Source organism: Nonomuraea antri, assembly GCF_013283785.1.
In the GTDB taxonomy this organism is placed as follows: domain Bacteria; phylum Actinomycetota; class Actinomycetes; order Streptosporangiales; family Streptosporangiaceae; genus Nonomuraea; species Nonomuraea antri.
Map to the genome: position 1 here is coordinate 1 of NZ_JABCPZ010000098.1, position 23,809 is coordinate 23,809.

The 23,809-nt window shown below is 68.5% G+C and carries 26 protein-coding genes; 17 read left to right on the plus strand and 9 right to left on the minus strand.

All coding sequences use genetic code 11. The features are described from left to right. From HII36_RS28505 to HII36_RS28515, 3 genes are all read right to left on the minus strand, one after another. On the minus strand, positions 1-1,477 hold a 1,477-nt coding region (locus HII36_RS28505; RefSeq protein WP_173526348.1), incomplete at its 3' end, for an ABC transporter ATP-binding protein. 2 nt (positions 1,478-1,479) lie between these two features. Then, on the minus strand, positions 1,480-3,168 hold the full coding sequence (locus HII36_RS28510) for an ABC transporter ATP-binding protein (RefSeq protein WP_173526349.1): 1,689 nt from the start codon (positions 3,166-3,168) through the stop codon (positions 1,480-1,482). Positions 3,169-3,231: 63 nt separating this feature from the next. Continuing rightward, positions 3,232-4,407: an MFS transporter gene (locus tag HII36_RS28515; RefSeq protein ID WP_173526350.1), complete on the minus strand. Its 1,176-nt coding sequence runs from the start codon at positions 4,405-4,407 to the stop codon at positions 3,232-3,234. A 45-nt stretch (positions 4,408-4,452) separates the two neighbouring features. Between HII36_RS28515 and HII36_RS28520 the strand changes: the two genes are divergently transcribed. The 6 genes from HII36_RS28520 to HII36_RS28545 all read left to right on the plus strand — a co-directional run bounded on the left by HII36_RS28520 (position 4,453) and on the right by HII36_RS28545 (position 12,392). Further along, positions 4,453-7,989, plus strand: a complete 3,537-nt coding sequence (locus HII36_RS28520; RefSeq protein ID WP_173526351.1) for a nitrate reductase subunit alpha — start codon at positions 4,453-4,455, stop codon at positions 7,987-7,989. Then, entirely contained in the window at positions 7,989-9,593 is a 1,605-nt protein-coding gene (gene narH / locus HII36_RS28525) for a nitrate reductase subunit beta (RefSeq protein WP_173526352.1), read from the plus strand. Before HII36_RS28520 ends, narH begins: the two co-directional genes overlap by 1 nt. Next, positions 9,590-10,144 (plus strand): nitrate reductase molybdenum cofactor assembly chaperone, encoded by a 555-nt coding sequence (gene narJ / locus HII36_RS28530; RefSeq protein ID WP_173526353.1) that lies wholly within the window; start codon positions 9,590-9,592, stop codon positions 10,142-10,144. The genes narH and narJ overlap by 4 nt, the downstream gene beginning before the upstream one ends. Positions 10,145-10,172: 28 nt before the next feature. Further along, positions 10,173-10,853 carry a respiratory nitrate reductase subunit gamma gene (narI, locus tag HII36_RS28535; RefSeq protein WP_173526354.1) on the plus strand — a complete coding sequence of 227 codons (681 nt, stop codon included), beginning with the start codon at positions 10,173-10,175 and terminating at the stop codon, positions 10,851-10,853. Positions 10,854-10,901: 48 nt separating this feature from the next. Next, on the plus strand, positions 10,902-11,522 hold the full coding sequence (locus tag HII36_RS28540) for a phosphotransferase (RefSeq protein WP_173526355.1): 621 nt from the start codon (positions 10,902-10,904) through the stop codon (positions 11,520-11,522). Between the two features lie 72 nt (positions 11,523-11,594). Further along, on the plus strand, positions 11,595-12,392 hold the full coding sequence (locus HII36_RS28545; protein ID WP_328807939.1) for an NAD(P)H-binding protein: 798 nt from the start codon (positions 11,595-11,597) through the stop codon (positions 12,390-12,392). A gap of 28 nt (positions 12,393-12,420) precedes the next feature. Here HII36_RS28545 and HII36_RS28550 read toward each other — a convergent pair whose 3' ends face one another. After that, positions 12,421-13,083, minus strand: coding sequence for a phosphotransferase (locus tag HII36_RS28550; RefSeq protein ID WP_173526357.1), 663 nt, complete (start codon positions 13,081-13,083; stop codon positions 12,421-12,423). 108 nt (positions 13,084-13,191) lie between these two features. Between HII36_RS28550 and HII36_RS28555 the strand changes: the two genes are divergently transcribed. Then, positions 13,192-13,932, plus strand: coding sequence for an alpha/beta hydrolase (locus tag HII36_RS28555; RefSeq protein ID WP_173526358.1), 741 nt, complete (start codon positions 13,192-13,194; stop codon positions 13,930-13,932). Positions 13,933-13,954: 22 nt separating this feature from the next. Here HII36_RS28555 and HII36_RS28560 read toward each other — a convergent pair whose 3' ends face one another. Continuing rightward, positions 13,955-14,218: a GntR family transcriptional regulator gene (locus HII36_RS28560; RefSeq protein WP_328807940.1), complete on the minus strand. Its 264-nt coding sequence runs from the start codon at positions 14,216-14,218 to the stop codon at positions 13,955-13,957. Positions 14,219-14,620: 402 nt separating this feature from the next. Here HII36_RS28560 and HII36_RS28565 point away from each other — a divergent pair, with 402 nt between their 5' ends. Together HII36_RS28565 and HII36_RS28570 are read left to right on the plus strand one after the other, a co-directional pair. Beyond that, the gene (locus HII36_RS28565) at positions 14,621-15,049 is read left to right on the plus strand and encodes a hypothetical protein (protein ID WP_173526359.1); all 429 of its coding nucleotides are present in this window, start codon (positions 14,621-14,623) and stop codon (positions 15,047-15,049) included. Next, positions 15,046-15,387: a hypothetical protein gene (locus HII36_RS28570; RefSeq protein ID WP_173526360.1), complete on the plus strand. Its 342-nt coding sequence runs from the start codon at positions 15,046-15,048 to the stop codon at positions 15,385-15,387. Before HII36_RS28565 ends, HII36_RS28570 begins: the two co-directional genes overlap by 4 nt. 319 nt (positions 15,388-15,706) lie before the next feature. On the opposite strand, the gene HII36_RS28575 is transcribed toward HII36_RS28570, so the two are convergent. Both HII36_RS28575 and HII36_RS28580 read right to left on the minus strand, forming a co-directional pair. After that, entirely contained in the window at positions 15,707-16,258 is a 552-nt protein-coding gene (locus HII36_RS28575) for a hypothetical protein (RefSeq protein WP_173526361.1), read from the minus strand. Positions 16,259-16,273: 15 nt separating this feature from the next. Beyond that, a complete protein-coding gene (locus HII36_RS28580; protein WP_173526362.1) occupies positions 16,274-16,693 on the minus strand; it encodes a hypothetical protein in 420 nt (139 codons plus the stop codon). Positions 16,694-16,918: 225 nt separating this feature from the next. On the opposite strand from HII36_RS28580, the gene HII36_RS28585 reads away from it, so the two are divergent. From HII36_RS28585 to HII36_RS28615, 7 genes are all read left to right on the plus strand, one after another. After that, the gene (locus HII36_RS28585) at positions 16,919-17,077 is read left to right on the plus strand and encodes a hypothetical protein (RefSeq protein ID WP_173526363.1); all 159 of its coding nucleotides are present in this window, start codon (positions 16,919-16,921) and stop codon (positions 17,075-17,077) included. Between the two features lie 5 nt (positions 17,078-17,082). Then, entirely contained in the window at positions 17,083-17,460 is a 378-nt protein-coding gene (locus HII36_RS28590; protein ID WP_173526364.1) for a hypothetical protein, read from the plus strand. Continuing rightward, a complete protein-coding gene (locus tag HII36_RS28595; RefSeq protein ID WP_173526365.1) occupies positions 17,461-17,697 on the plus strand; it encodes a hypothetical protein in 237 nt (78 codons plus the stop codon). It begins immediately after the preceding gene. 190 nt (positions 17,698-17,887) lie between these two features. Then, the gene (locus HII36_RS28600; RefSeq protein ID WP_173526366.1) at positions 17,888-18,079 is read left to right on the plus strand and encodes a hypothetical protein; all 192 of its coding nucleotides are present in this window, start codon (positions 17,888-17,890) and stop codon (positions 18,077-18,079) included. A 33-nt stretch (positions 18,080-18,112) separates the two neighbouring features. Then, positions 18,113-18,463, plus strand: coding sequence for a hypothetical protein (locus tag HII36_RS28605; protein ID WP_173526367.1), 351 nt, complete (start codon positions 18,113-18,115; stop codon positions 18,461-18,463). After that, the gene (locus tag HII36_RS28610; protein WP_217370081.1) at positions 18,460-20,733 is read left to right on the plus strand and encodes a P-loop NTPase family protein; all 2,274 of its coding nucleotides are present in this window, start codon (positions 18,460-18,462) and stop codon (positions 20,731-20,733) included. Before HII36_RS28605 ends, HII36_RS28610 begins: the two co-directional genes overlap by 4 nt. A gap of 139 nt (positions 20,734-20,872) precedes the next feature. After that, positions 20,873-21,124, plus strand: a complete 252-nt coding sequence (locus tag HII36_RS28615) for a hypothetical protein (protein ID WP_173526368.1) — start codon at positions 20,873-20,875, stop codon at positions 21,122-21,124. Positions 21,125-21,436: 312 nt separating this feature from the next. Here the strand turns inward: HII36_RS28615 and HII36_RS28620 are convergent, their stop codons facing one another. Together HII36_RS28620 and HII36_RS56935 are read right to left on the minus strand one after the other, a co-directional pair. After that, positions 21,437-23,038: a recombinase family protein gene (locus tag HII36_RS28620; RefSeq protein WP_173526369.1), complete on the minus strand. Its 1,602-nt coding sequence runs from the start codon at positions 23,036-23,038 to the stop codon at positions 21,437-21,439. 136 nt (positions 23,039-23,174) lie between these two features. Then, complete coding sequence (locus HII36_RS56935) at positions 23,175-23,315, minus strand: hypothetical protein (RefSeq protein ID WP_236003957.1); 141 nt, start codon at positions 23,313-23,315, stop codon at positions 23,175-23,177. A gap of 3 nt (positions 23,316-23,318) precedes the next feature. Here HII36_RS56935 and HII36_RS28625 point away from each other — a divergent pair, with 3 nt between their 5' ends. Then, positions 23,319-23,762, plus strand: a complete 444-nt coding sequence (locus HII36_RS28625) for a DUF4396 domain-containing protein (protein WP_236003958.1) — start codon at positions 23,319-23,321, stop codon at positions 23,760-23,762. Positions 23,763-23,809 lie beyond the last annotated feature (47 nt).

Sequence of the window (23,809 nt, forward strand, 5' to 3'; positions counted from 1 at the left end):
GCACCAGGCGGGCCAGCGCGAGCTGCTGGGCGTGGGCGGGTGGGATGGTCAGTTCGCCGGAGCCGACCTCCGCGTCGAGCCCGCCGGGCAGGGCGAGCGCCCAGTCCAGGGCGTCGACGGCGGCCAGCGCGGCGCGGACGGCGTCGTCGTCGGCGTCGGGCCGGGCGATGAGCAGGTTGTCGCGCAGCGTGCCCTTGAACACGTGGTGTTCCTGGGTGACGAGGGCGACGTGGCCGCGCAGGTCGTCCATGGGCAGGTCGACCAGCGGCACCCCGCCGACGCGTACCGCCCCGGTACGCGGCCTGTGGATGCCGGCCAGCAGCCGTCCGAGCGTGGACTTGCCCGCCCCGGACGGCCCGACCATGGCCAGCCGCTCGCCGGGCTGGACGGCCAGCGACACGCCGTGCAGCACGTCTCGGCCCTCCCGGTAGGCGTAGCGCACGTCGTCGGCCTCGATCACCTCGCCGGCGGGACGGGCGGAGGTGGGCTCCCGGTCGTCGGGCACGTTGGCGACGCCGAGCAGCCTGGCCATGCCCGCGCCGCCCACCTGCACCTCGTCGATCCACATGAGGAACCGGTCGAGCGGGTCGATGAGCTGCTGGGCGAGCAGCGTGGCGGTGACGACCTGCTTGACGTCCACCAGCCCGGCCGCGTAGAAGAGGCCGCCGATCAGCAGCGTGCCGGCGACGGGGATGACGTAGCCGAGCTCGACCGCGGGGAACCAGACCGTGCGCAGGCCGAGGGTGTAGCGTTCGGCCGCGTAGGAGGTGCGGATGTCGTCGTCGGTGCGTTCGCGCCGCCGCGGCTGCAGGCCGAGCGCCTCCACGGCCCTGGCGCCCTCGACGGTCTCCGCGAGCCCTTCGGTCATGTCGGCGTAGGCGGCGTTCTCGCGCAGGTAGCCGTCGCGCGCCCGGTTCAGGTACCAGCGGGTGGAGATCCAGATGAGCGGGCCGGCGATCAGCATGGGCAGCATGAGCACCGGCCCGACCAGCAGCATCGCGCCCACGGTGATCACGAACGTGACGGTCGCGATCAGCGTTTCCGGCACGGCGTGGCGCACGGTCCTGGACAGCGAGTCGACGTCGCGGGAGGTGCGGGTGATCAGGTCGCCCGAGCCGGCCCGCTCCACGGTGGACAGCGGCAGCGCGAGCACCCGGTCGACGAACTCCTCGCGCAGTTCGGCCAGCACCTTCTCGCCCAGTCTGGCCGAGGCGAGCACGGCGAAGCGCACCAGCACGCTCTGCAGCAGCAGGAACCCGCCGATCGCGAGGCCGATGACGACGGGGTCGATCTCGACGCCGCTCGCCACGTCGTCGACGAGCCGGCCGAGCTGCCACGGCACGGCCAGCCCGGTGGCCGCCGACAGCCCGTGCAGGGTCAGGGCGACGACGAGCTCGCGCGGGTACTTCAGCGTCAGCTTGCGGGCGTAGGCGCGTACCTGTTTCTGGTCGGCGACCGGCAGGATTTCGCGGGCCATGCTCAGTCCTCCCCTCTCGTCACGGTGGCGGCGTATTCGGGTGCGGTGTCCAGCAGGTGGCGGTGCGGGCCTTCGGCGAGCACCCTGCCGCCCTCGATGTAGATCACGTGGTCGGTGCGGTCGAGCACCAGCGGGCTGGTGGTGCAGATCAGCGTGGTCTTGCCGGCGCGGGCCTTGGCCAGGCGTTCGGCGATGCGTGCCTCGGAGTGCGCGTCGACGGCGCTGGTCGGCTCGACCAGGATGAGCACTTCCGGGTCGGTGAGCAGCGCCCTGGCCAGGCGCAGCCGCTGCTGCTGCCCGCCGGAGAACTCCCGGCCGGCTTCGGCCACCTGCGCGTCGAGTCCGTCGGGCAGGGCGTCGACGATGTCCTCGGCGCAGGCGGCGTACAGGGCCTCGCGCACCTGCTCGTCGGAGGCCTCGCCGCGGACGTCGAGTTCGGCGCGCAGGACGCCGGTGAACAGGCGGGCGCCGTTGTCGGCGACCAGGATGCGGCTGCGCACCTCGGCGATGGGCAGCGAGGCCAGCGGCACGGCGCCGAAGGTGACGTCGCCGTCGCTGTAGCGGCCGAGCCGGTCGGCGACGGCGATGGCGTCTTCCGGCGCGTTCGCGGCGATGGCGGTGAGCACGCCGGGCTGGACGGTGACGCCGCTGTACGAGTCGCGCAGCACCCCGCCCTCGCTGGTGCCGGTGCCGCCGTCGACCTCGGGTTCCATGGCCAGGATGCGGATCACCCTGCGGGCGGCCACGTGCCCCTTGGTGATCTTGTCGGCGGCCTCGGTGAGCGTGCGCATCGGGCCGATGAGGAACACCGCGTAGGTGTAGAACGCGACCAGGTCGCCGGGGGAGATCTGGTCGGCGGCGGCGAACGAGGCCCCGATGCCGGTGACGATGGCGATGAGCACGCCGGGCAGCAGCACCTGGGCGCCTTCGAGCAGCGATTCGACGCCGGCCACGCGCACGCCGGCGTGCCGTACGCGCTGCGACTCCTCCCGGTAGCGCTCGGCGAAGACCTGCTCGCCGCCGATGCCGCGCAGCACGCGCAGGCCGGAGACGATGTCGGCGGCCCTGGTGGACAGGTCGCCGGTCAGCTCGCGGTGCCGCTTCTGCCGCCGGTGCAGCGGCCGCAGCAGCGGCCCGACGGCGAGGGCCATGAGCGGCACGCCGAACAGCACGAGCAGGCCGAGCGGCAGCGAGGTGGTGATCAGGTAGATGGTGACGGTGACGATGGCCAGGATCGCGCCGGTGCCGCGCAGCAGGATGTCCATGGAGCTGCCGATGTGCGCGATGTCGGAGTTGCCGACGCTGACGACCTCGCCGGTCGACAGCCGCTTGGGCAGCGTGGCGCCGAGTCTCGCGGCCTGCCTGGCGGTGAGCTGGACGGTGCGGTAGGCGGCGGCCAGCCAGTTGGTGACCGCGAACCGGTGCCGCATGATGCCGGTGACCGCCTGGCCCAGGCCCAGCGCGAGCAGGATCGCCGACCAGGTCACCAGGGCGTCGGTGTCTTGTGCGCGTACCGCGTCGATGCCCTTGCCGAGCACGGCGGGGACGAGCGCCTGCACCATCCACCACGCGCTGGCGAAGGCGATACCGGCGGCCAGCGGGGACGCCTGACGCCGCGCCGTCCACCAGAGATAGCGGAGTGGGCTGCGGATGTCGGGCACGCCGGGATCGGCTTCAGGAAGGGAGCGCATAGAACGTCAAGCGTCGCAAAGCCCGTCTTGACCAGGCAAACCATTTTCCGGTGCTGAGCCCCGCTAACGATCTCCCACGGAGCGGAACGCGCGCAGCGTGTAGATCAGCGCGGCCGCGGCGGTCAGCGCGAGCAGCAGGTACCCCACCGTGTACGCCCCCAGCGCGCTGTACACCGCGCCCATCACCAGCGGCGGGAAGTACCCGCCCAGCCCGCCGGCCGCGCCCACCAGCCCGGTGACGGTGCCGACGCGGGCCGGCTCGACCAGCTTGGCCACGAGCGCGAACACCGCGCCCGTGCCGAGCCCGAGGAAGAACGCGATGAGCACGAAGCTGATCCCGGCCGGCCACTCGGCGGGCGGCTTGAACGCCAGCACGATCGCCATGAGCACGGTCCCGGCCAGCGAGATCACCAGCACCTTGACCGGGCCGAGCCGGTCGGAGAGCGTACCGCCGAGCGGCCTGGCGGCGACGGCGGCGATCGAGAACCCGGCCGTGCGCAGCCCGGCCCCGGTCTGGGCGAAGTGGTAGACGTTCTGCAGCAGGGTCGGCAGGTACGTGGAGAAGGCCACGAATCCGCCGAACGCCACCGCGTACAGGAACGAGCACTGCCAGGTGGCCTTGACCTTGATCGCCTCGCGCATCCTGGGCAGCGCGGGGGCGGTGGCGGGCGTCCACTTGGGCGAGTCGCGGCTGCCGCCGAGCATGATCACGCCGGTCAGCGCGAGCACGGCGGCCATCAGCAGGTGGGTGCCGAACCTGCCGAACTCCTCGACCAGGCGCGGGGTGAAGAACGCCGACAGCGCGGTGCCGCCCATGCCGGCGCCGAACACGCCGGTGGCGAACCCGCGGCGGGCCGGCTCGTACCAGGCGTTGACGAACGGGATGCCGATCGCGAACGACGTGCCGGGGATGCCGAGCAGGAAGCCCCAGAACAGCAGCCAGCCGTAGGAGCCGGACAGGCCGACGAACAGCACGGGCACGATCGACACGAAGCAGATCACCGCGAACATGCGCCGTCCGCCGAGCTTGTCGGCCAGCATGCCGACGGGGATCCGGCCCAGCGAGCCGACCAGCACGGGGATGGCTACCAGCAGCGAGGTCTGGGTCGGCGACAGGTGCAGCGCCCTGCTGTAGCTGCCCGAGAGCGGCCCGATCAGGTTCCACGCCCAGAAGGTCACGGCGAAGGCCGCCGTGGCCAGACCCAGGTTCCGCACCTGACCTTTACGAAGCTCAGACATACACCCTGTGTAACAGACGGTCACCAAGTGTGATGAAGTGGGGGTATGAGCGCGGAGAACCTCCTGTTGCGGACCGGCCGCTTCTTCCGCAGGTCCGCGACCGGCCGTGATCTGCGGACGCTGTTCCTGACCGGCGGCATGGAAGCCGACCACTACTACCGCGACCGGTGGAGCCACGACAGGACGGTCAGGTCCACCCATGGGGTGAACTGCACGGGTTCGTGCTCGTGGAAGGTGTACGTCAAGGACGGCATCATCACCTGGGAGACGCAGGAGACCGACTATCCGGGCGTCGGCGCGGACCGGCCGGAGTACGAGCCGCGCGGTTGCCCGCGCGGGGCCGCCTTCTCCTGGTACACCTACTCGCCGACGAGGATCCGCTACCCGTACGCGCGGGGCGTGCTGGTCGAGATGTACGCGGAGGCCAGGCAACGCCTCGGGGATCCGGTCGCCGCCTGGGCCGAAGTCACGACAAATCCGGAAAAGCGGGAGCGGTACCAGTCCGCCCGCGGCCGTGGCGGTCTCGTCAGGATCACCTGGGACCAGGCCACCGAGATGATCGCCGCCGCCCACGTCCACACCATCCAGACCTACGGCCCGGACCGGGTCGCCGGCTTCTCCCCCATCCCCGCCATGTCGATGGTCTCGCACGCGATCGGCTCCAGGTTCGTGTCGCTGATCGGCGGCACCATGCTCTCCTTCTACGACTGGTACGCCGACCTGCCCGTCGCCTCGCCCCAGGTGTTCGGCGACCAGACCGACGTGCCCGAGTCCGCCGACTGGTGGGACGCGGCGTACCTGATGTTGTGGGGCTCGAACGTGCCGGTCACCCGCACGCCCGACGCCCACTGGATGGCCGAGGCCCGCTACCGGGGCCAGAAGGTCGTGGTCATCTCCCCCGACTACAACGACGCGGCCAAGTTCGCCGACGAGTTCCTGGCCGTGAATCCCGGCTCGGACGGCGCGCTGGCCATGGCCATGGGGCACGTGCTGCTCAGGGAGTTCTTCGTCGACTCCCAGACGCCGTTCTTCACCGACTACGTCAAGCGCTTCACCGACCTGCCGTTCCTGGTCAAGCTGCGCCCGCGCGACGGGGCGTACGTGCCGGACAAGTTCCTGACGGCGGCCGACCTGGAGACCGGCGAGGACGCGGCGGAGTGGAAGACCGTGTTCCTGTCCGAGGACGGCGAGCCGGTGGTGCCGAACGGCTCGGTCGGCTTCCGCTGGAACGAGTCGGGCAAGGGCCGCTGGAACCTGGACCTGGCCCAGGAGCCCAAGCTCACGCTGCTCGGCGGCACGGCGGTGGAGGTGCTGCTGCCCCGCTTCGACGACGCCGCCGCCGAGCCGCTGCGCCGCGGCGTGCCGGTGGCCCAGCTCGGCGACCATCTGGTGACGACCGTGTTCGACCTGCTGCTCGCCCAGTACGGCGTGGACCGGCCGGGGCTGCCCGGCCGCTGGCCGGTCGGGTACGAGGACGTGGCCGAGCCGTACACGCCGGAGTGGCAGGAGTGGATCACCGGGGTGCCCGCGGCCAGGGTCGTCAAGATCGCCAGGGAGTTCGCCAGGACCGCGATCGCCTCGAAGGGCCGGTGCATGATCGTGCTGGGCGCCGGGACCGCGCAGTGGTTCCACGGCGACACGATGTACCGGGCGTTCCTGTCGCTGCTGCTGCTCACCGGCTGCCAGGGGCGCAACGGCGGCGGCTGGGCGCACTACGTCGGCCAGGAGAAGTGCCGGCCGCAGACCGGCTGGCAGCTGCTGGCCGGCGGGCTCGACTGGTCACGGCCGCCGCGCCAGGCGCCCGGCACGCCGTTCTGGTACCTGCACACCGACCAGTGGCGCTACGACAGGTTCGACGCCGGGGAGCTGACCTCGTCGCTCGGCCCGGGGCTCTTCACCGGCAAGCACACGGTCGACCTGGTGCGCGAGGCGGTGCGCAACGGCTGGATGCCGATGTCGCCGACCTTCGACAGGAACCCGCTCGACCTGGGCGCGGCCGACGACCCGGTCGCGTACACGCACGAGGAGCTGCGGGCCGGCCGGCTGCGTTACGCGGCCGAGAACTCCGACGACCCGGCCAACTGGCCGCGGGTGCTGACGTTGTGGCGCTCGAACCTGCTCGGCTCGTCGGCCAAGGGCAACGAGTATTTCCTGCACCACCTGCTGGGCGCGCAGTCGAACCTGCCCGCGCCCGACGAGGCCGCGCCGCGCGGCAAGCTCGACCTGCTGCTGACGCTCGACTTCAGGATGACCTCGTCGACGGTCTTCTCCGACATCGTCCTGCCGGCCGCCACCTGGTACGAGAAGCACGACCTGTCGTCCACCGACATGCACCCGTTCGTGCACGCGTTCAACCCGGCGATCAGCCCGCCCTGGGAGACGAAGACCGACTTCGACGCCTTCCACGAGATCGCCAGGGCCTTCTCCGCGCTGGCCGGGGAGCGGCTGGGCGTGCGCAAGGACGTGGTGGCGGTGCCGCACCAGCACGACACGCCCGGCGAGATCGCCCAGCCGGGCGGCCGCGCGCCCGCCGACGAGCCGATGCCCGTGCTCAAGGTGGTCGAGCGCGACTACGGCGCGATCGCGGAGAAGCTGGCCGCGCTCGGCCCGCTCACCGAGCGAGCCGGGATCCCGGTCAAGGGCGTGACGTTCCTGCCCGACGAGGAGGTGGCCTGGCTGGGCGAGCACTGCCGCCTGGTGCCGCGCGGCGTGGCCAAGGGCCGCCCTGAGCTCGACACCGCGGCCAAGGCGTGCGAGGCGATCCTGGCGCTGTCCGGGGTCAGCAACGGACGGCTGGCCGCGCAGGGTTTCCGCCAGCTCGCCGAACGCACCGGCGCCGACCTGGACGAGCTCATGCACCCGGACCACCGGATCGTCTTCGCCCAGACCCAGGCGCACCCGGTGCAGGTGGCCGCCAGCCCGGAATGGTCGGGCAAGGAGTCGCACGAGCGCCGCTACGCCCCGTTCACGATCAACGTCGAGAACGGCAAGCCCTGGCACACGCTGACCGGCAGGATGCACTTCTTCCTCGACCACGACTGGATGCACGAGTACGGCGAGTCGCTGCCGACCTACCGCCCGCCCCTGGACATGGCCGCGCTGTACGGCGAGGGCGAGCACACCGAGCAACTGGTGGTCCGGTACCTGACCCCGCACTCCAAATGGTCGATCCACTCCGAGTACCAGGACAACCTGCTCATGTTGTCGCTCTCGCGCGGCGGCCCGACGATCTGGATGTCCGACGCCGACGCGGCCACGATCGGCGTGCGCGACAACGACTGGGTCGAGGCGGTCAACCGCAACGGCGTGGTCGTGGCCAGGGCGGTCGTCTCGCACCGGATGCCGAAGGGCACGGTGTACATGTACCACGCACAAGACCGGCTGATCGACGTGCCCAAGTCCGAGACCACCGGCCGGCGCGGCGGCATACACAACGCGCTGACCAGGGTGCTCATCAAACCCACGCACATGATCGGCGGCTACGCGCAGCTCTCGTACGCCTTCAACTACCTGGGGCCGACCGGCAACCAGCGCGACGAGATCACCACGATCAGGCGCAGGCGCGGGGAGGCGGTGTACTGATGCGGATCATGGCCCAGGTCGCCATGGTGATGAACCTGGACAAGTGCATCGGCTGCCACACCTGCTCGGTGACCTGCAAGCAGACGTGGACCAACCGGCCGGGCGTCGAGTACGTCTGGTTCAACAACGTCGAGACCCGCCCTGGCCAGGGCTACCCGCGCCGCTACGAGGACCAGGAACGCTGGCGCGGCGGCTGGGTGCGCGACGGAAAGGGCAAGCTCAGGCTCCGCGCCGGCGGCCGGCTGCGCAAGCTGGCCACCATCTTCGCCAACCCGGTGATGCCGTCGATCCAGGACTACTACGAGCCCTGGACCTACGACTACGAGAACCTGACCAACGCGCCGCTCACCGACGACGTGCCGGTCGCGCCGCCCCGCTCGCTGATCAGCGACGAGCCGGTGGCCATCGAGTGGAGCGCCAACTGGGACGACAACCTGGGCGGCGACCCGTCGCCCGACCCGGTGCTGGCCAAGATGGCCGAGCAGGTCGCGCTGGAGTTCGAGCAGGCGTACATGTTCTACCTGCCGCGCATCTGCGAGCACTGCCTCAACCCGTCGTGCGTGGCCTCGTGCCCGTCCGGGGCCATGTACAAGCGGGCCGAGGACGGCATCGTGCTGGTCGACCAGGACCGGTGCCGCGGCTGGCGGATGTGCGTGACGGGCTGCCCGTACAAGAAGGTGTACTTCAACCACAAGACCGGCAAGGCCGAGAAGTGCACGTTCTGCTACCCGCGGGTGGAGGTCGGGCTGCCCACGGTCTGCTCCGAGACGTGCGTGGGCCGGCTGCGCTACCTCGGCGTGCTGCTCTACGACGCCGACCGGGTGAACGAGGCGGCCTCCGTCGCGGACGAGCGCGACCTGTACGAGGCGCAGCTCTCCGTCTTCGTCGACCCGCACGACCCGGCCGTCGACGCGGCCGGGCTGCCCGCCGACTGGGTCGAGGCCGCGCGCAAGTCGCCCGTGTACGACCTGATCACCAAGTACCGGGTGGCGCTGCCGCTGCATCCGGAGTACCGCACGCTGCCCATGGTCTGGTACGTGCCGCCGCTGTCGCCCGTGGTCGACGCGCTGGCCGTGACCGGGCACGACGGCGAGGACGCGGGCAACCTGTTCGCCGCCATCGAGGCGCTGCGCATCCCGGTCGGCTATCTGGCCGAGCTGTTCACCGCCGGCGATCCGGCGCCCGTCTCGGCGGCGCTGCGCCGGCTGGCGGTGATGCGGTCGTACATGCGGGCGGTCAACCTGGGCGAGCCGCCGCCGGCGATCACCGGCGTGGGCCTGACCGAGGAGGAGGTACGGGCCATGTACCGGCTGCTGGCGGTGGCCAAGTACGAGGAGCGCTACGTCATACCGACCGCGTACGGCAACGTCCCCGGCGTGGTGGACGAGGCCGGGTGCAGCCTCGACTACGACGGCGGCCCCGGCATGCAGGGGCCGTTCGGCGAGACGTCGGGACGGCCGGCGCCGGTCGCGGTCGAGAACTTCCACGGGCTGAAGCAGCGCCAGACCAGCGACGAGGTGACCCGGGACCGGGTGAACCTGCTCAACTGGGACGGCCGCGGCACCCCGGCCGGACTCTTCCCGCCGAAGAAGGGCAAACCATGAAATATGCCGTCATCTGGCAGGCGGCCGCCCACCTGCTCGCCTACCCCGACGAACGGTACTGGCGGCGCCTGCCGCTGATCCGCTCGGCGGCCGAGCCGCACTACGGCGCCTTCCTGACCAGGATCGAGGCGATGGGCCCCGGCGAGCTGGCCGCGCACTACGTCGAGACGTTCGACATGAAGCGGCGCGGCTGCCTCTACCTGACCTACTACACCGACGGCGACACGCGCCGCCGTGGCGCGTCGCTGGCCGCGCTGAAGTCCCGCTACCGGGCGGCCGGCTGGGAGCTGCTCGACGACGAGCTGCCCGACTTCCTGCCGGTGGTGCTGGAGTTCGCCGCGCTCGACGCCTCGGGCGCCGAACTGCTCACCGAGCATCGGGCCGCGCTGGAGCTGCTGCTCAGCGCGCTGCGGGCGAGCGGGTCGCCGTACGCGCTGGTGATCGAGACGGTGTGCGGCGCGCTGCCGCCGATCACCGCAGAGCAGCGCGTCGCGGCGGCCAGGATGGCCGGCGACGGCCCGCCGGTCGAGAAGGTGGGCGGGTACTCATGAGCCGGCGCGAGCAGGCGGGCGGGCGATCGTGAGCTGGGCCGAGACCGCGCTGTGGATCGTCTCGCCGTACCTGACGCTGGCGGTGCTCATCGGCGGGCTGATCTGGCGCTACCGCTACGACAAGTTCGGCTGGACCACCCGCTCGTCGCAGCTCTACGAGAGCCGGCTGCTGCGCGTGGCCAGCCCGATGTTCCACTACGGACTGCTGTTCGTGATCGTCGGGCACGTGACCGGGCTGCTCATCCCGACGAGCTGGACCGACGCCATCGGCGTGTCGAACCACGTCTACCACGTCAACGCGCTGATCTGGGGCGGGCTGGCCGGCCTGGCCACGCTGGTGGCGCTGGTCCTGCTGATCTACCGCCGCCGCACGACGGGCCCGGTGTTCCTGGCGACCACCGCCAACGACAAGGCCATGTACGTGGTGCTCGGCGCCACCATCATCGCCGGGGTGATCACCACGATCGGCGGGCTGCTGCCCAGCGAGATCGACTACCGGGCCACGGTCGCGCCGTGGTTCCGCGGCATCTTCGTGCTGCGGCCGGACGCCGTCGCCATGGGACACGCCAGCGGCCTTTACAAGGTGCATACGCTGATCGGGATGGCGTTGTTCATGCTTTTCCCGTTCAGCCGCCTGGTGCACGCCTTTTCGGCACCGATCGGCTATTTGTTCCGTCCTTACATCGTGTATCGGAGCCGGTCTCGTTAGCGCGCCGCGCTGCACACCAGCCCCTCCCGTACGCCAGAATCGGGGGCTGTGGAGCACGGGTACACCAACAGCACGGTCGGCGACGGCGCCTTGGTCGTCAAGTGTTACCAGGGCCCGGAAGCCGCGACGAGACTCGGCACGGAGAGCCGCTACCTGCGCAGACTGCGCGGCCGGCTGCCCGTGCCGCGCGTACACCAGGTCACGCCGACCAGCCTGACCACCCGCTTCGTGCCCGGCGCGCACGGCCAGGACCTGCTCGACGAGGGCCGCGCGAGCGAGGTGCTGACCGAGTGCGGCCGGGTGCTGGCCCGCATCCACCGGCTCGGCATCGTGCACGGCGACTACGGCCCGCAGAACCTGCTCTTCGACCCGGCCACCTTCGAGGCCACCGCCATACTCGACTGGGAGTGGGCGCATCCCGGCGCCCCGGTCGAAGACCTGGCGTGGTGCGAGTGGATCGTCCGCATGCACCACCCGGAGCACGCGGCCCTGCTCGACCGCTTCTTCACCGCCTACGCCGCGACGGTGCCACCGTGGAGCGAACGCCAGGCCGCCATGCTCAGCCGCTGCCGCGCGCTGCTCGACTTCTGCGCCCGCTGGGAGCCGGGCGGCGGCGGCGAGAAGCTCTGGCGCGAACGCCTCGACCTCACCGCCTCCTGGGCCGCCTGAGGCCCCACCCCACAAGCAGGCATGACCGATTCGGTCGTCCGGCTTTGCTCGATGGGGGGCATGACCTGCGCTGTGATCCTCGTTCTCGGCGGGACCGGTACGACCGGGCGGCGGGTGGCCGCGTTGCTGCGGGCGGCCGGGCAGCACGTGCGTGCCGCCGCCCGGCCGGGCTTCGACTGGTCCGAGCCGGGCACCTGGGAGGCCACGCTCGCCGGGGCGTCGCGGATGTACCTGATGGCGCCGGACGGGGTGCCGGTCGAGCCGGCGTTCGTGGAACTGGCCGTGCGCTCGGGGGTCGGGCGCGTCGTGCTGCTGTCGAGCATGGGCATCCAGACGGTCGGTGACGAGCGGCTGCTGGCGGCCGAGCGCGTCGTGCGCCGCTGCGGCGCGGAGTGGACGATCGTCCGGCCGAGCTGGTTCAACCAGAACTTCGACGAGGGCTACTTCCGCCCGTCGATCATGGCGGGCGAGCTGGCGGTGCCGCTGGGCGGGGCCTGCCAGGCGTTCATCGACGCCGACGACCTCGCCGCAGTCGCCGCCACCGCGCTCGTCGAGGACGGGCACGCCGGCTGCACGTACGAGCCGACCGGCCCGCGGTCGATCTCCTTCCCCGAGGCCGTCGCCATCATCGGCGGCGAGATCGGCAGGGAGATCAGGTACCTGGGCACGGACGAGGAGTACGTGGAGTCCAGGATCGCCGCGGGCACGCCGCGGGCGGAGGCCGAGGACGCGGTCAAGGCGTTCGCCGCGCTGCGCAACCTGGGCGACTGGGAGACCACCGAGGTGGTCGAGCGCGTCACGGGCCGGCCGCCGAAGCCCTTCGAGACGTACGCCGCCGAGGCCGCCGCCCGGGGCGCCTGGCGCGGCTGACCGTCCCCTGGCGAAGGCTCCGCGGGGGTCAGCCCAGGAGGTCGCGGATCAGGCGTTCTGCGTCGTCGAGCAGCGCGTGTTCCTCCGGTGAGAGCATGGCGTCGGCGCCGCGCCGGGCGCGGGCCGCGGGGAGCTGCCCGGCCAGGCCCTTCGTGTCGTCCAGCTCGGACAGCAGCGCCGCCAGCACCTCACCGGCCCCGGCCGTCCCAGACGCCGCCACCTGGGCCAGGATGATCGCCGACATGGCGTCGTCCAGGCCGGGCGGGCCCTCGTCGGTGTTGCGCCAGTCGATCACGACCGGCCCCCGCGCGGTCAGCATGACGTTGTCCGGGTGCAGGTCGAGGTGGAGTATCCGGTCGCCGGGACGGGCGCCCACGCGCGCGGGCACGGCGTGCAGTTCGCGCAGCAGGCGCGCCAGCAGGGCGCCGGCCTCCTCGGCCGTCATCGTGCCGTCCATCAGCGACCGCAGCATGGTCGGCCCGGACAGCCGCCGCATCACCAGGTCGCCAGGCCCGTCCCCCGCGCCGGGGAAGACCTCGGGCACCGGGTAGCCGTGCCCGGCCAGGTGCGCCATCACCGCCGCCTCGCGCGCCGCGTCGCCCCCGTCGCGATAGCGGCGCAGCACGCGCTCGCCGTCGATCGCGTACACGTCGGCGCTGCGCCCCGACCCCACCAGCTCACCGATCCGCATGCGCCCACCCTATGAGGCGCGGGACGACGGAAATTAACCGGCTTTTCGTGGAATACCGGTTACATCACCGATGGTTGACGTGATCCACAGACCCAGAAAGGCGTGGACATGCAGATTCCGCAGGTGGCTCATCGGTTCGTCGAGGTGGACGGCGTACGCGTCTTCTACCGTGAGTCCGGCCCGGCGGACGCGCCGGTGCTGCTGTTGCTGCACGGGTTCCCGTCCGCCTCGCACCAGTACCGGCGGCTGATCGACGCGCTCGGCGACCAGCCGTACCGGCTCGTCGCGCCCGACTACCCCGGTTTCGGCCACACCGAGGCGCCCGACGGCTTCACGTACTCCTTCGACCGGCTGGCCGACGTGGTGGAAGGCTTCGTCCAGCGGCTCGGGATCGACCGGTTCGTGGCGTACCTGTTCGACTTCGGCGCGCCGGTGGGCTTCCGGCTCGCACAGCGTCACCCCGAGTGGATCGCCGGCCTGATCGTGCAGAACGGGAACGCCTACGAGGAGGGCCTGTCGCAGGGCGCGCGGGAGTTCATCGCGCTGCGCCCGGGCGCCGAGGAGCAGGTGCTCCAGCTCCTGACCCTGAGCGGCACCCGCGGCCAGTACGAGGGCGGCACCAGCGACCCGTCGGCCGTCTCCCCCGACGGCTGGACGCTCGACCAGCACTTCCTCGACCTGCCCGGCCGCAAGCAGGCCCAGATCGACCTGGCCTTCGACTACCACTCCAACGTCGAGCGGTACGGCGAGTGGCAGGCGTGGATGCGTACGCACACCCCGCCCGCGCTCATCGTCTGGGGACGTCACGACCATTGCAACTCGGGTTGTGCACACGATCTTGCGACTTGAAGCGCGCTTGACTCCTCCCCTTCTACGAGCCTTCCGCCTGGTCAGCAGGCGCAACGACAAAACTCCCCATACCGGGCTCGGTACGGATGAGCCCGTCTCTACGCAAGGCCCGGTGCACCTTCTGGCCGGTAGCGGTGGCGATGCCATAGATCTGCTGGAGCCTCAGGACTGACGGCACTTGGGAACCCGGGGGAAGCTCCCCGCTCTCGATCTTGCCCTTGAGGTGCTCATAGACCTGCACCCACCGGGGAACCCCGGGCTTCCACTCCAGCTCTTGATCCGCCACGAGAACACGCTAGGCAAGGGATGCCATGGCAAGCGAGATGCGCCATGCCTGGTGAGCTATAGCATGGTGTAGTACGGTGAAGCGCATGACGGGCAGCAACTACTTCACCTGTCCCCGGGCCGACGGGACGACTCAAGCGGCTAACGAGCGGACGCTGGCCGAACGGATCCAGGCGAGCCGTCCCGGGTGGGTTGTCGTCTGGGGGGCCTATCGCCGAGCCTTCTCAGCCTTCGCCTGCTGGATCCCCGAACGCTGCGTTGTCGTGGAATCGGCGGACACCGCCGACCTCGTTGAGCAAATGCTAGACGTCGAGCTTGAGTCCTCACCTCCCCAGCGTCGATTGGCCGATCCGGTCGCACGGCCTGCCTCTGGGACGGCTGGACAGAGACTCGGGGGTGGCTGATGCCAGACGTCCGGGTGAAGGTCGTTCGACTGGATCACAGCCCCTCTCAGACGCGTGAATTCACATGGCTGATCGGGCGGTACGGAACTGTCATAGCCCCGCTGAAGCTCGGCACGGCAGTCCTGGTGAAGATGGACGACACAAAATGGCACGTGGTGCGGCGCTGGGTCATCGACTGGGATGACCTGGAAGTCGTGCCCGTCAAGAAGAGGCCCAAGCGTATAGGGCACCGGCTGGGGATCACCGGCACCGGACGGCAGGCGGTTCAGCATGCGGTCCAGCGGGAAACCATGCGCGGCCTCTGCGGCAAGTACGTCAAGCCACTTCCCTTCTGCGGCTGGGGCCTCACCTTCTCCCCCACCGCCGCCCAAGCATGTGCCGTCTGCGTGCGACTATCCCGGGACGCATCCGGCCGGGGTGCGGCATGACCACGCCAAGGAACCCGAAATGCCTGCCTGACGCGGACGCTGGCCTTCGTGCGATCAAAGAGTTGCATCAGAACCTCAGCGCGGCGCTGGAAAGCGCATCAGACCTACAGGCAGCCTTTGAAAGTGCCACTCGCCTGGCAGACGCCCTGCGGGAGATGGCGGATGGAGCCGCCCTTACTCGCGCAAAGATTGCTGCTCAGATGGCCGAAGATGAAAGCCTCTCCCTGGCAGGACTAGCGGCTAAATTGGGCGTCTCGAAGGCACGCGCCGATCAGCTCATCAAGGCCGCACGCAAGCCCAGCGGATGGGCAGCTAAAGATCTGCGACGAGAGCAATAGTGAGATCAGAGAAATGATCTGTCACCGATGCTCGTAGCCGACCTCTCCCTTCGTCTACCGTTTCGATCGGTTGCACTTCGGCTGCGAGAGCAGCGCACCATGCATTGAAGGCAGCACGCCGCTCCGATTCCGTCGCTCCCCCGCAGTGCCCGATCAAGGCGGCAGGGAATTCACTGCTGGCAACAGTCCAAGTGATCAGCGGCAGTCTTTCGTTGGCGACTCGCGCTAGAAGCTGCCCGAGAACCTGCACGGCTCTTTGTTGCATATGAAGCCGATCCAGTGGAAGTTCGGCCATTCTTTGCGCCTTCCCCCTCTTGCCCTATGTACTGGCCTGCCCTCCAGGAAGGGTGATCGGCTCCTCTCCGCGCTCGAAGTCGTACATGCCGGCCAGCGCAGGCCGGAAAACGGCCAGGTGATCGGGCCACCTGCCACAGAGAGCCGCGCGGGCCTCGGAGTCGGTTTGCAGCAGGAATTGCAGGTGGCGGAGGCCATGCATGAGGACATCGATGTATCGCGGGATCGGGGCTTCCGTCGCTTCGACCTGGATCGGCTTCCCTACGGCGTCCGGAAGTGCCGGGCTTATGGGAGCGGCGTTCTGCCATTTGTCACGGACGAAAGCACTGCAACCGATGACGGCTACATAAGTGAGAACGACGGCGGTTCCCTCTGCTCGCCATGAAGTCGAGTGCAGCAGCTTCACCCCATCAGAGGAACCATTGACGGACAGCAGGTCTGTCACAGCGGTGTGAGGGTCGCTGTCCTGAAGAACTGCTTCCGAGCGCCATGCGTCTTTTCCGCTTATCAGCCACAGGCCGATTTCGTCTGCCGAGACCGGCCAGACTTCAACGATTACCTCTGTCCGCTCACTCACTCCAGATTCTCCTCACTACATTTCGTCCTGAGTATTCGAGTCTTCATCCTTTTTCGTTGCGAGTCGGGTGGCCTGTGCCGCCGACATCGCTACCTTTGTCAGGCCCAACGCGATTCGCTCGTCCCGCTCATTTCGAGCTTTTGTGTCTTTTGCGGTCTTGATGAGTTGAGCTGCACGTGCTTTCGATACGCCGATCCGGTCGGCAAGACCAGCCAGCGACAGCTCTTCTTGCTCGAAAATGCGGGCTGCCGACAGGGCTCTTTGATTTCCAGAGGTCTCAAAGAGTCGCCGCAGAGTTTCAACCAGCTCCGTTGCGCCGCTGTACGCCCTGTTGTGGTCGGTATCCGCATCTATCGCCATAAGTGCTGCACCGAAAGCGCGTTCGAGGTCAGCAAGTGCGGATCGCACCGCCTCGCTCACGCCTTCATTTGCCATGCGGGCAGCGTAACGCGGTTCGGACAGAGGGACCTAGACGCGCGTCGTACAGCCCCCCCTTGACGATCGTGCAGGGGGGGCTGTACGGTCATTCGTGTAGGTCCCCCTACACGGCGGCTAGCCGGGGCAACCGGAGGTCCGCGCGAAGGCTCGAACAGGAGGTGATCAACGGTGAACGGCCTTGAAGACGCACGACTCTCCCGCTTGATCACGATCCTTCGCACCGTGGCGGAACTGCTGGACAACTGCGCGGATGGGGTGGCGTCCGGTGTTCTCGCCGCCACGCTGCTGCTGGTGATCATCGCGCTTCACGCCGTAGCCGACGCGCTGGAGACCTGCCCCGACGTGCTCACCCTCTACATCCCGCGTGCTGGAAGGAGCTGATCACGATGACACCCACACACGACAACGCGAACCGTCGCGCCCGGCTCATCGCGGACCTGCACAGGTTCGCCGACCACCTGGAGGCACATCCGCACGTGCCGATCCCCAGGCTCGGCCCGGTCCGGGTGCACGTCCACCCGCTCTACGACACCCTCGCCGGCACCGAGGCCGAAGCCATCGCCGAGCTTGAGCGCCTGGCCGACCTGATGGACACCCCCGTCACGGTGCGGCATGGGCATCACGTCGCCTGCAAGGAGTTCGGCCTGATCACCTATGAGTTGGTGGTCGTCACCGACGCTGCCATGGGCGTTGCCGAGGCCCGTAGGTCCTACGAGAACGTGATCGTTCTCGATGCCGTTCCCCCGTCACCTGATGGGGTCTGAATGGACGTGGCCTTAATGCTCGTCCTGCTCGCGGTCATGGTCGCGCTGGCCGCCCTGGCGCTGTTCCTAGTGCTGGTCTGCGGCATCCGCGCTGATGACCGCGCCAAGGAACCGTACCGAGGCCCACGCAACGAGGTGGAGCAGCTGACGCGCCGGCTGCTCATCTACGCCCGTCCCCGGGAACGGCCCGGGGACGTCGCATCCGCCCCCGTCCGCGACCGAGACAGAAGGAGGTGATACCGCTGCGCACATTCCCGCTGGGCCGTAGGTGCCCGTGTCGTGCCGCGCTGGAGTTCGGCAGCACGCGTTGCCGCAAGTGTCGTGCTCGGGCTCGCTGGCGTCGCCGTAAGGCCCGTCACGACGGCATTTGAACCCCGCCCGACGTTCTGCGCGTCCGTCACGCGAATTGGAAGGGAGGTGATGCGACGTGACCGTCTCGATTCCCCTCGTGGTGCTGGTCGGGCTGCTCGTCCTGGTGGCCGTGCGCTTCCTGAGACTGCGCCTGTGGATGGCGCTGATCTGCGCCGTGTTCGGCTACCTGCTGGCCGCAACCGCCCTGGCACCCGATCTCGACCGCGCCCTGAGGGCGTTCCTGGACTGGGTGACCCCCGGTTCCTGACCTGTCCACCGACCCGGAAGAGGTGATGCCTCAGTGACCCACCACCACCCGTACCCTGACCCCGACCTTCAGGAGATCATCGACCGCAACCGTACCGCCCGCGAACTCATCGCCACCTTCGCCCGATCCACCGCGACCCTGAGCGACCTGTGGCAGCACGTCACCGCCGCTCTTGGCGACACGCCCGTCCTGATCACCGAGATATTCAGACTGCGCAGCACGATCAGCAAAACCCGGCTCAGCCGAGCCAACCTCATCGCGTCCATACGCGCGACGTTGGCCGCTCACGCCGACGGGGAGAGCGACCCGCTGTCCTACCTGCGTGACGAACTCGCCGACCAGGCACACGACGGCACCCACCCCACTGCGGACGGTGCCCCATGACCTGGCCACCACCAGACCCCGACGACACAGGCGCGCCCCCGCCTGCCGCTCCGCTGAGCGGGTTCGCCTGGCCCGACCCGCCCTCAAGCAGCGAGCACGCTTCGGCAGAGGCCGGCAACGGCGGCAACGGTCGCGCCCACGACCACGACCACACTCCCGACCACGACGACCAGGGCGCCCAAGAGGATGCGTTCTACGACCGTGAGTCGGTTCCCGCCGATCAACCAGTGATCGGGCCGCCGGTTGATCGCCCCGACGACGACGGCGTACCCTCCGACCGGTCGTCGACCGGTCGGGGGCGTGCCCCGATCCTGCCCACCTGGACGCGCACGGCGGCCGGTAGACGCGCCATGCTCGCCTGGTGGATCAGGGACGCCGGATATCTGGTCGGTTATCACGCGGTGAGGTTGCCCAAGTACGCGGCCAAGACCTTGGTCTATGCGCCCGTCGGGCTCTTGTCCGGCATCGGCCGCGTGCTGCGCTGGGCCACCGCAGAAGACGGCAACCGGGCGTTGCGGCAGGCCGCCGCCGACCGCAACGACCCCGCCACCTGGCTACGGCTGGACAAGCAGCGCGAACGGCAATCGCGCTGGCGCTGGTCGGTGCTGCTGCTGGCCGCCCTGCTCACCGGCGCGGCCGTGGCGGCCGTGCTCGCGCTGGAGATACGCATCCCGGATGAGGCGTGGTGGGCGCTGCTGGCCGCCTCGCTGCCGCTGCTGGCGCGTGCCGGGCGTCCGGAGGACAAGCCCATCACCGATCGCGTCAGCCACGGGCCGCGCTATCGCAAGCTCACCGCCGAACTGGTACGGCGCGCCCTGCTGTCCATCGGCGTCGGGGCGATCAACCAGGCCGTGGCCAAGGATCAGCACGCGATCAGCTTCCCCACCGACATCGCCCGCGACGGTCCCGGACACCTGGCCATCGTCGATCTTCCCTACGGAGTGGAGGCGGCCGACGTGGTGGCGCGGCGCGGACGGCTGGCCTCCGCCATGCGGCTACCTCTCGACCAGGTGTGGCCGGAACCGGCCCAAGGCCACCCTGGACGGCTGGCGCTATGGGTCGGCTACCAACCGGCCAGCAAGATGCAAACACCGCTCTGGCCGCTGCTGAAGGGCGGCAGCGTGGACGTGTTCGGCTCACTGCCGATCTTCACCACGCCACGCATGGAGACCGTGAACGCCATGCTGATCTTCCGGAACTGGCTGATCGGCGGACAGCCCGGCTCGGGTAAGACGTTCCTGCTGCGCCTGCTGGTGCTGGCCGCCAGTCTCGACCCGCGCGCCGAGCTGCGCGGGTACTCCTTCAAGGGCGTCGGCGACTTCGCGGTGGTCGAACCGGTCTGCGCCGAGTACGGCGACGGCCAGGATGACCAGACCATCGCCAAGGCCGCCGCGCTGATCAAATGGCTGTATCACACCGAATGCCAGCGGCGCGCCGCCAAGATCGCCCACTATCACGCGCTCGGGATGGCCCCGGAGAACAAGGTCACCCCCGAACTGGCCTCACGCAAGGGATCAGGACTGCACCCGCTCGTGGTCTTCCTCAGCGAGGTGCAAGAGCTGTTCCAGCACAAGGATCACGGCACGGAAGCCGGGGACCTGTGCGAGAAGGTGATCAAGCTCGGGCGTGCGCTGGGCATCATCCTCCTTCTCGACACCCAGATCCCCGACAAGGACAGCCTGCCCACTGGCATCACCCGCAACGTCAACACCCGCGTGTGCATGTCGGTCCGCGATCAAGTCGCCAACGACATGATTCTGGGCACCGGCATGTACAAGGCGGGATACCGCGCGACCGTCTTCGAGCCGGGCAACGAGAACGGCCCCGGTGATGCCGGGTGGGGCGTCGTCGTCGGCGGGGGCAAGCCCGGTGCCCGGCGTAGCTTCGAGGTCAACGCCGACCAGGCCAAGCAGGTCATAGGCAGGGCGATCAAGGCGCGCACCGAGGCGGGCACCATGCCCGCACCGGATACGCAGACCCGGCCCGACCCCCCTGCCTATGACCTGCTGGCCGATGTTGCCAGGGTCTGGCCTGCGGGGGAAGACGGGGCGTGGAACGAAGCCCTGTGCGAACGGCTGGCCGAGCTGCGGCCCGAGATCTACGGCGGCTGGCAGTCCGAACAGCTCACCAGCGCCCTCAAGCCTCTCGGCGTCAAGGTCCGTGACATCAGCCGCCGCCGAGACGGCAAGCAGCGGGTCAGACGTGGCATTCGCCGCGTCGATCTCACCGCTGCGACCACTGAGCGTGAGCGAAAGCGGCACGTGGACTGATCCATCAAGGGCGCTACCGGTAGCAGCCACCCCTGCTACCGGTAGCAGCCCCGCTAGCACCTCAAACCGCCTATGACCAGGCCGGTAGCAGGTAGCAGCCCGAACTGCCGGCCACCCGAAAACCCCTCAGGAGGTGGTTTTGACCCCACACACGCTCGCCGCTACCGCAGCAATCGCTGTCCCGATCCTGCTCACACTGAGCTATATCTACCTCTGCTACGAGCGCCCCTTCCGCGAACACCGACGCTGCCAGGGCACCGGCCGCATCCCCTACCTGTTCGGCCGTGGCTGGCGCTTCTGCCCCCGCTGCAACGGCACCGGCCTACGCCTGCGGATCGGCCGCCGCATTTGGAACCACGCCCGCAGACTCCACCGCGACGGCACCCGATGACCCCTCGTTCAACACCGCCACGGAGAAAGGGGGTGATGACCCACGGCAGAGGACGCCGCCGACAAACCGGAACCGGAAGAGGTGAACGCCCATACGGCGAATGATTCAGAAAGGGAGATCGTGACCATCCTTCCCCAGGACTTCAGAATCCCCGAAGTGCTCGCGCACATCGAAGCCGGAAGGATTGTGCACGTCATTCCCGCACCACAAACCCCGCCGTCCGCCTGACCACAGAAAGAGGCTCGCCCGGCATGTCGCCGGGCGAGCCCTTTGCTGTTCCGCGTGCTGTCTCACACGTGGCGGGTTTCTCGGCTAGGTGGCCGGACGCCGGAAACAAAAGCCGTTACCGAGATCCACGATCGCATCCGCATCCGCGATACCCTTCGAGTTCGCCGCTACATCGAGACCGATTATCCACTGCCCTTGGCGATGGGCAAGGGCGATTCCCAACGGCTTTTTGGCAGCGCGGACCATTCCGCGTTTGACGGTGTCATCCCCGTCTTTCCACATTTGGGCCACCGTCTGCCCGGTGGGGGCGTAGTCGAACCTGTCGGGCACGATCACGTACCCCTCTATCCGAGCCTTGATCGCCTTGCGCTGCGCGACCAGCGCGTCTAGCTCGTCATCGTCTTCGGTGGCAGAAAGACGCGCTTGTATCTTGCGGAGTTCAGCGTTCAGCGCGTCTAGCTCATGGGCGTTTCCCGCTACTCGCTGGAATGCGAGAATGTCTGTCGTATCGCTGGCGAACATGCCAGCAATCAAGTCGATTACGGGTTGTGCTAGACAGCCCTTGAAGCGTCCGCAGGAAATACGTATCTTTGGGGTTCCTCCACACCGTAGCTTGGGGACACGCGGCTGGCCTTGCCGAGTCTTGCCAGCGTTCACAAAAAGCTTTCCGCCGCATGCCGGGCAGTCAAGCATGCCGCTTATCCAGTTAGATGGCGTCGCAATGGGACGGCCGCCTTTGTTCGCCCTGAATTTCGTGTTATTGGCGTCCAGCACTCTGTTAGCGCGCCACCACAACGAAGAATCGACCACCGGAGTGACTTCATGCGTCCATGTCTCGGTTACACCCTCATGCGTGTACTGACATTCCTCGACCCCTGTGTGATTCGCCGCGAATCGGATTAGAATCCTGAGAGACTTCGAATGCAGATTGTAGCTGCGGCCGAGAGACGACAGAGACTCGCCGTTTGCGAGTCGCTCGTAAACATCTCTGACGGCTTCCGGGTCCGTGCAATAAGCCTGCTTCGCGTAGCGCTCACCTTTAGTCGCCCAGAACGGGGGTAGCGAGGCGTGATGCGCTTTGTTCGCGATAATCATGGAGATTCCACGGTAAGTGTGGCTCTTTATCGTTCTGGACTTCTCGGCATTAGCGTGCTGCGCGACAAGCGTAACGATACGCCCGGCAAAGTCAGTCCGGCCGAACTGAGGCTCGCTGATTGAGATTATGTCTCCACCAGCAGAGCGGATCGAGAGCAGGATTTCAGCCTGTGCGTCCAGGTCTTCCCGTCGGTCAAGCCGACTCGATTCGGTAACGATAAGAGCCGCATAGTCGCCACGCTGAATATCGGCGATTGCCTCACGCAATGCGGGTTCCTGCGTGCCATGGCTTGCGCTGTAACCATGGAGTTTGAACCACTTAACGATAGTGATTTCGCGTTCATGCGCATAGGATTCTATGGCCTTGATCTGGCTGGTTTCGTCCTGGCTACCGGTGCTGACTCTCACGAACGCTGCGCTCAGGTTCACGGTTCCGCTCCCCTCCGGTGCTGGCCAGCGTCCCGTGTGCTGACCCTCCCACACCGTGCACACTACCCGGGAGTCTATGACCCGTTCTTCCCGGAGCCCGGCGCGCACGCCTACCTGCGCGATCTGCCCGAAGCCGACCTGCACGTCTTCGATACCGGACATTTCGCCCTTGAGGAGCGCCTGCCCGAAATAGCACCACTTATCGCCAAATTTCTCATTGCTGTATACGGGTAAGGGGTATAAGGTGTGGCACGTTTGAAATATGGCTGAATAGTCCCTGAAGGTAGATATGTCTGAATCAATGCATCACCACGGGCACCACCACCAGCACGATCAGGGCACCAGCCATGATGATCACGCGGGCCACGCCGGTCATGAAGGTCACGCCGGTCATGAAGGTCATGAAGGTCACGACGCGCATGCGGGCCACGGCGGGCACCAGATGAAGGTCACCTGGGGCATGGCCGCGTCCGCGACCCTGCACTGTCTCACCGGTTGTGCCATCGGCGAGGTGCTCGGCATGGTGATCGCCACCGCGCTCGGCTGGGACGACCTGCCCAGCATCGCCCTGGCCGTCGCACTCGCCTTCCTCTTCGGCTACGCACTCACGCTGCGCGGCCTGTTCAAGGCCGGCGTGAAGGAGTGGCGCACCGCGATCCGGCTGGCCCTGGCCGCCGACACCCTGTCGATCCTGGTCATGGAGATCATCGACAACGGCGTCATGCTGGTCGTCCCCGGCGCGATGGACGCGGGCCTGGCCTCGGTGCTGTTCTGGGGCGCGCTGGCGTTCGCCCTGCTGATGGCGTTCCTGATCACCTGGCCGATCAACAAGTGGATCATCGGCAAGGGCAAGGGCCACGCGGTGGTCCACGCCTACCACCACTGACGAATACCCCGCGGAACGCCGATGCCCGCCCGAGAGGAATCTCCGGG

What these genes read in the sequence shown, in the direction of transcription:
- HII36_RS28510 (WP_173526349.1), bottom strand. Translation starts at nt 3,168, where the DNA reads ATGCGCTCCCTTCCTGAAGCCGATCCCGGCGTGCCCGACATCCGCAGC.
- HII36_RS28515 (WP_173526350.1), bottom strand. Translation starts at nt 4,407, where the DNA reads ATGTCTGAGCTTCGTAAAGGTCAGGTGCGGAACCTGGGTCTGGCCACG.
- HII36_RS28520 (WP_173526351.1), top strand. Translation starts at nt 4,453, where the DNA reads ATGAGCGCGGAGAACCTCCTGTTGCGGACCGGCCGCTTCTTCCGCAGG.
- narH (WP_173526352.1), top strand. Translation starts at nt 7,989, where the DNA reads ATGCGGATCATGGCCCAGGTCGCCATGGTGATGAACCTGGACAAGTGC.
- narJ (WP_173526353.1), top strand. Translation starts at nt 9,590, where the DNA reads ATGAAATATGCCGTCATCTGGCAGGCGGCCGCCCACCTGCTCGCCTAC.
- HII36_RS28550 (WP_173526357.1), bottom strand. Translation starts at nt 13,083, where the DNA reads ATGCGGATCGGTGAGCTGGTGGGGTCGGGGCGCAGCGCCGACGTGTAC.
- HII36_RS28555 (WP_173526358.1), top strand. Translation starts at nt 13,192, where the DNA reads ATGCAGATTCCGCAGGTGGCTCATCGGTTCGTCGAGGTGGACGGCGTA.
- HII36_RS28565 (WP_173526359.1), top strand. Translation starts at nt 14,621, where the DNA reads ATGCCAGACGTCCGGGTGAAGGTCGTTCGACTGGATCACAGCCCCTCT.
- HII36_RS28570 (WP_173526360.1), top strand. Translation starts at nt 15,046, where the DNA reads ATGACCACGCCAAGGAACCCGAAATGCCTGCCTGACGCGGACGCTGGC.
- HII36_RS28580 (WP_173526362.1), bottom strand. Translation starts at nt 16,693, where the DNA reads ATGGCAAATGAAGGCGTGAGCGAGGCGGTGCGATCCGCACTTGCTGAC.
- HII36_RS28590 (WP_173526364.1), top strand. Translation starts at nt 17,083, where the DNA reads ATGACACCCACACACGACAACGCGAACCGTCGCGCCCGGCTCATCGCG.
- HII36_RS28595 (WP_173526365.1), top strand. Translation starts at nt 17,461, where the DNA reads ATGGACGTGGCCTTAATGCTCGTCCTGCTCGCGGTCATGGTCGCGCTG.
- HII36_RS28610 (WP_217370081.1), top strand. Translation starts at nt 18,460, where the DNA reads ATGACCTGGCCACCACCAGACCCCGACGACACAGGCGCGCCCCCGCCT.
- HII36_RS28620 (WP_173526369.1), bottom strand. Translation starts at nt 23,038, where the DNA reads ATGTCCGGTATCGAAGACGTGCAGGTCGGCTTCGGGCAGATCGCGCAG.
- HII36_RS28625 (WP_236003958.1), top strand. Translation starts at nt 23,319, where the DNA reads ATGAAGGTCACCTGGGGCATGGCCGCGTCCGCGACCCTGCACTGTCTC.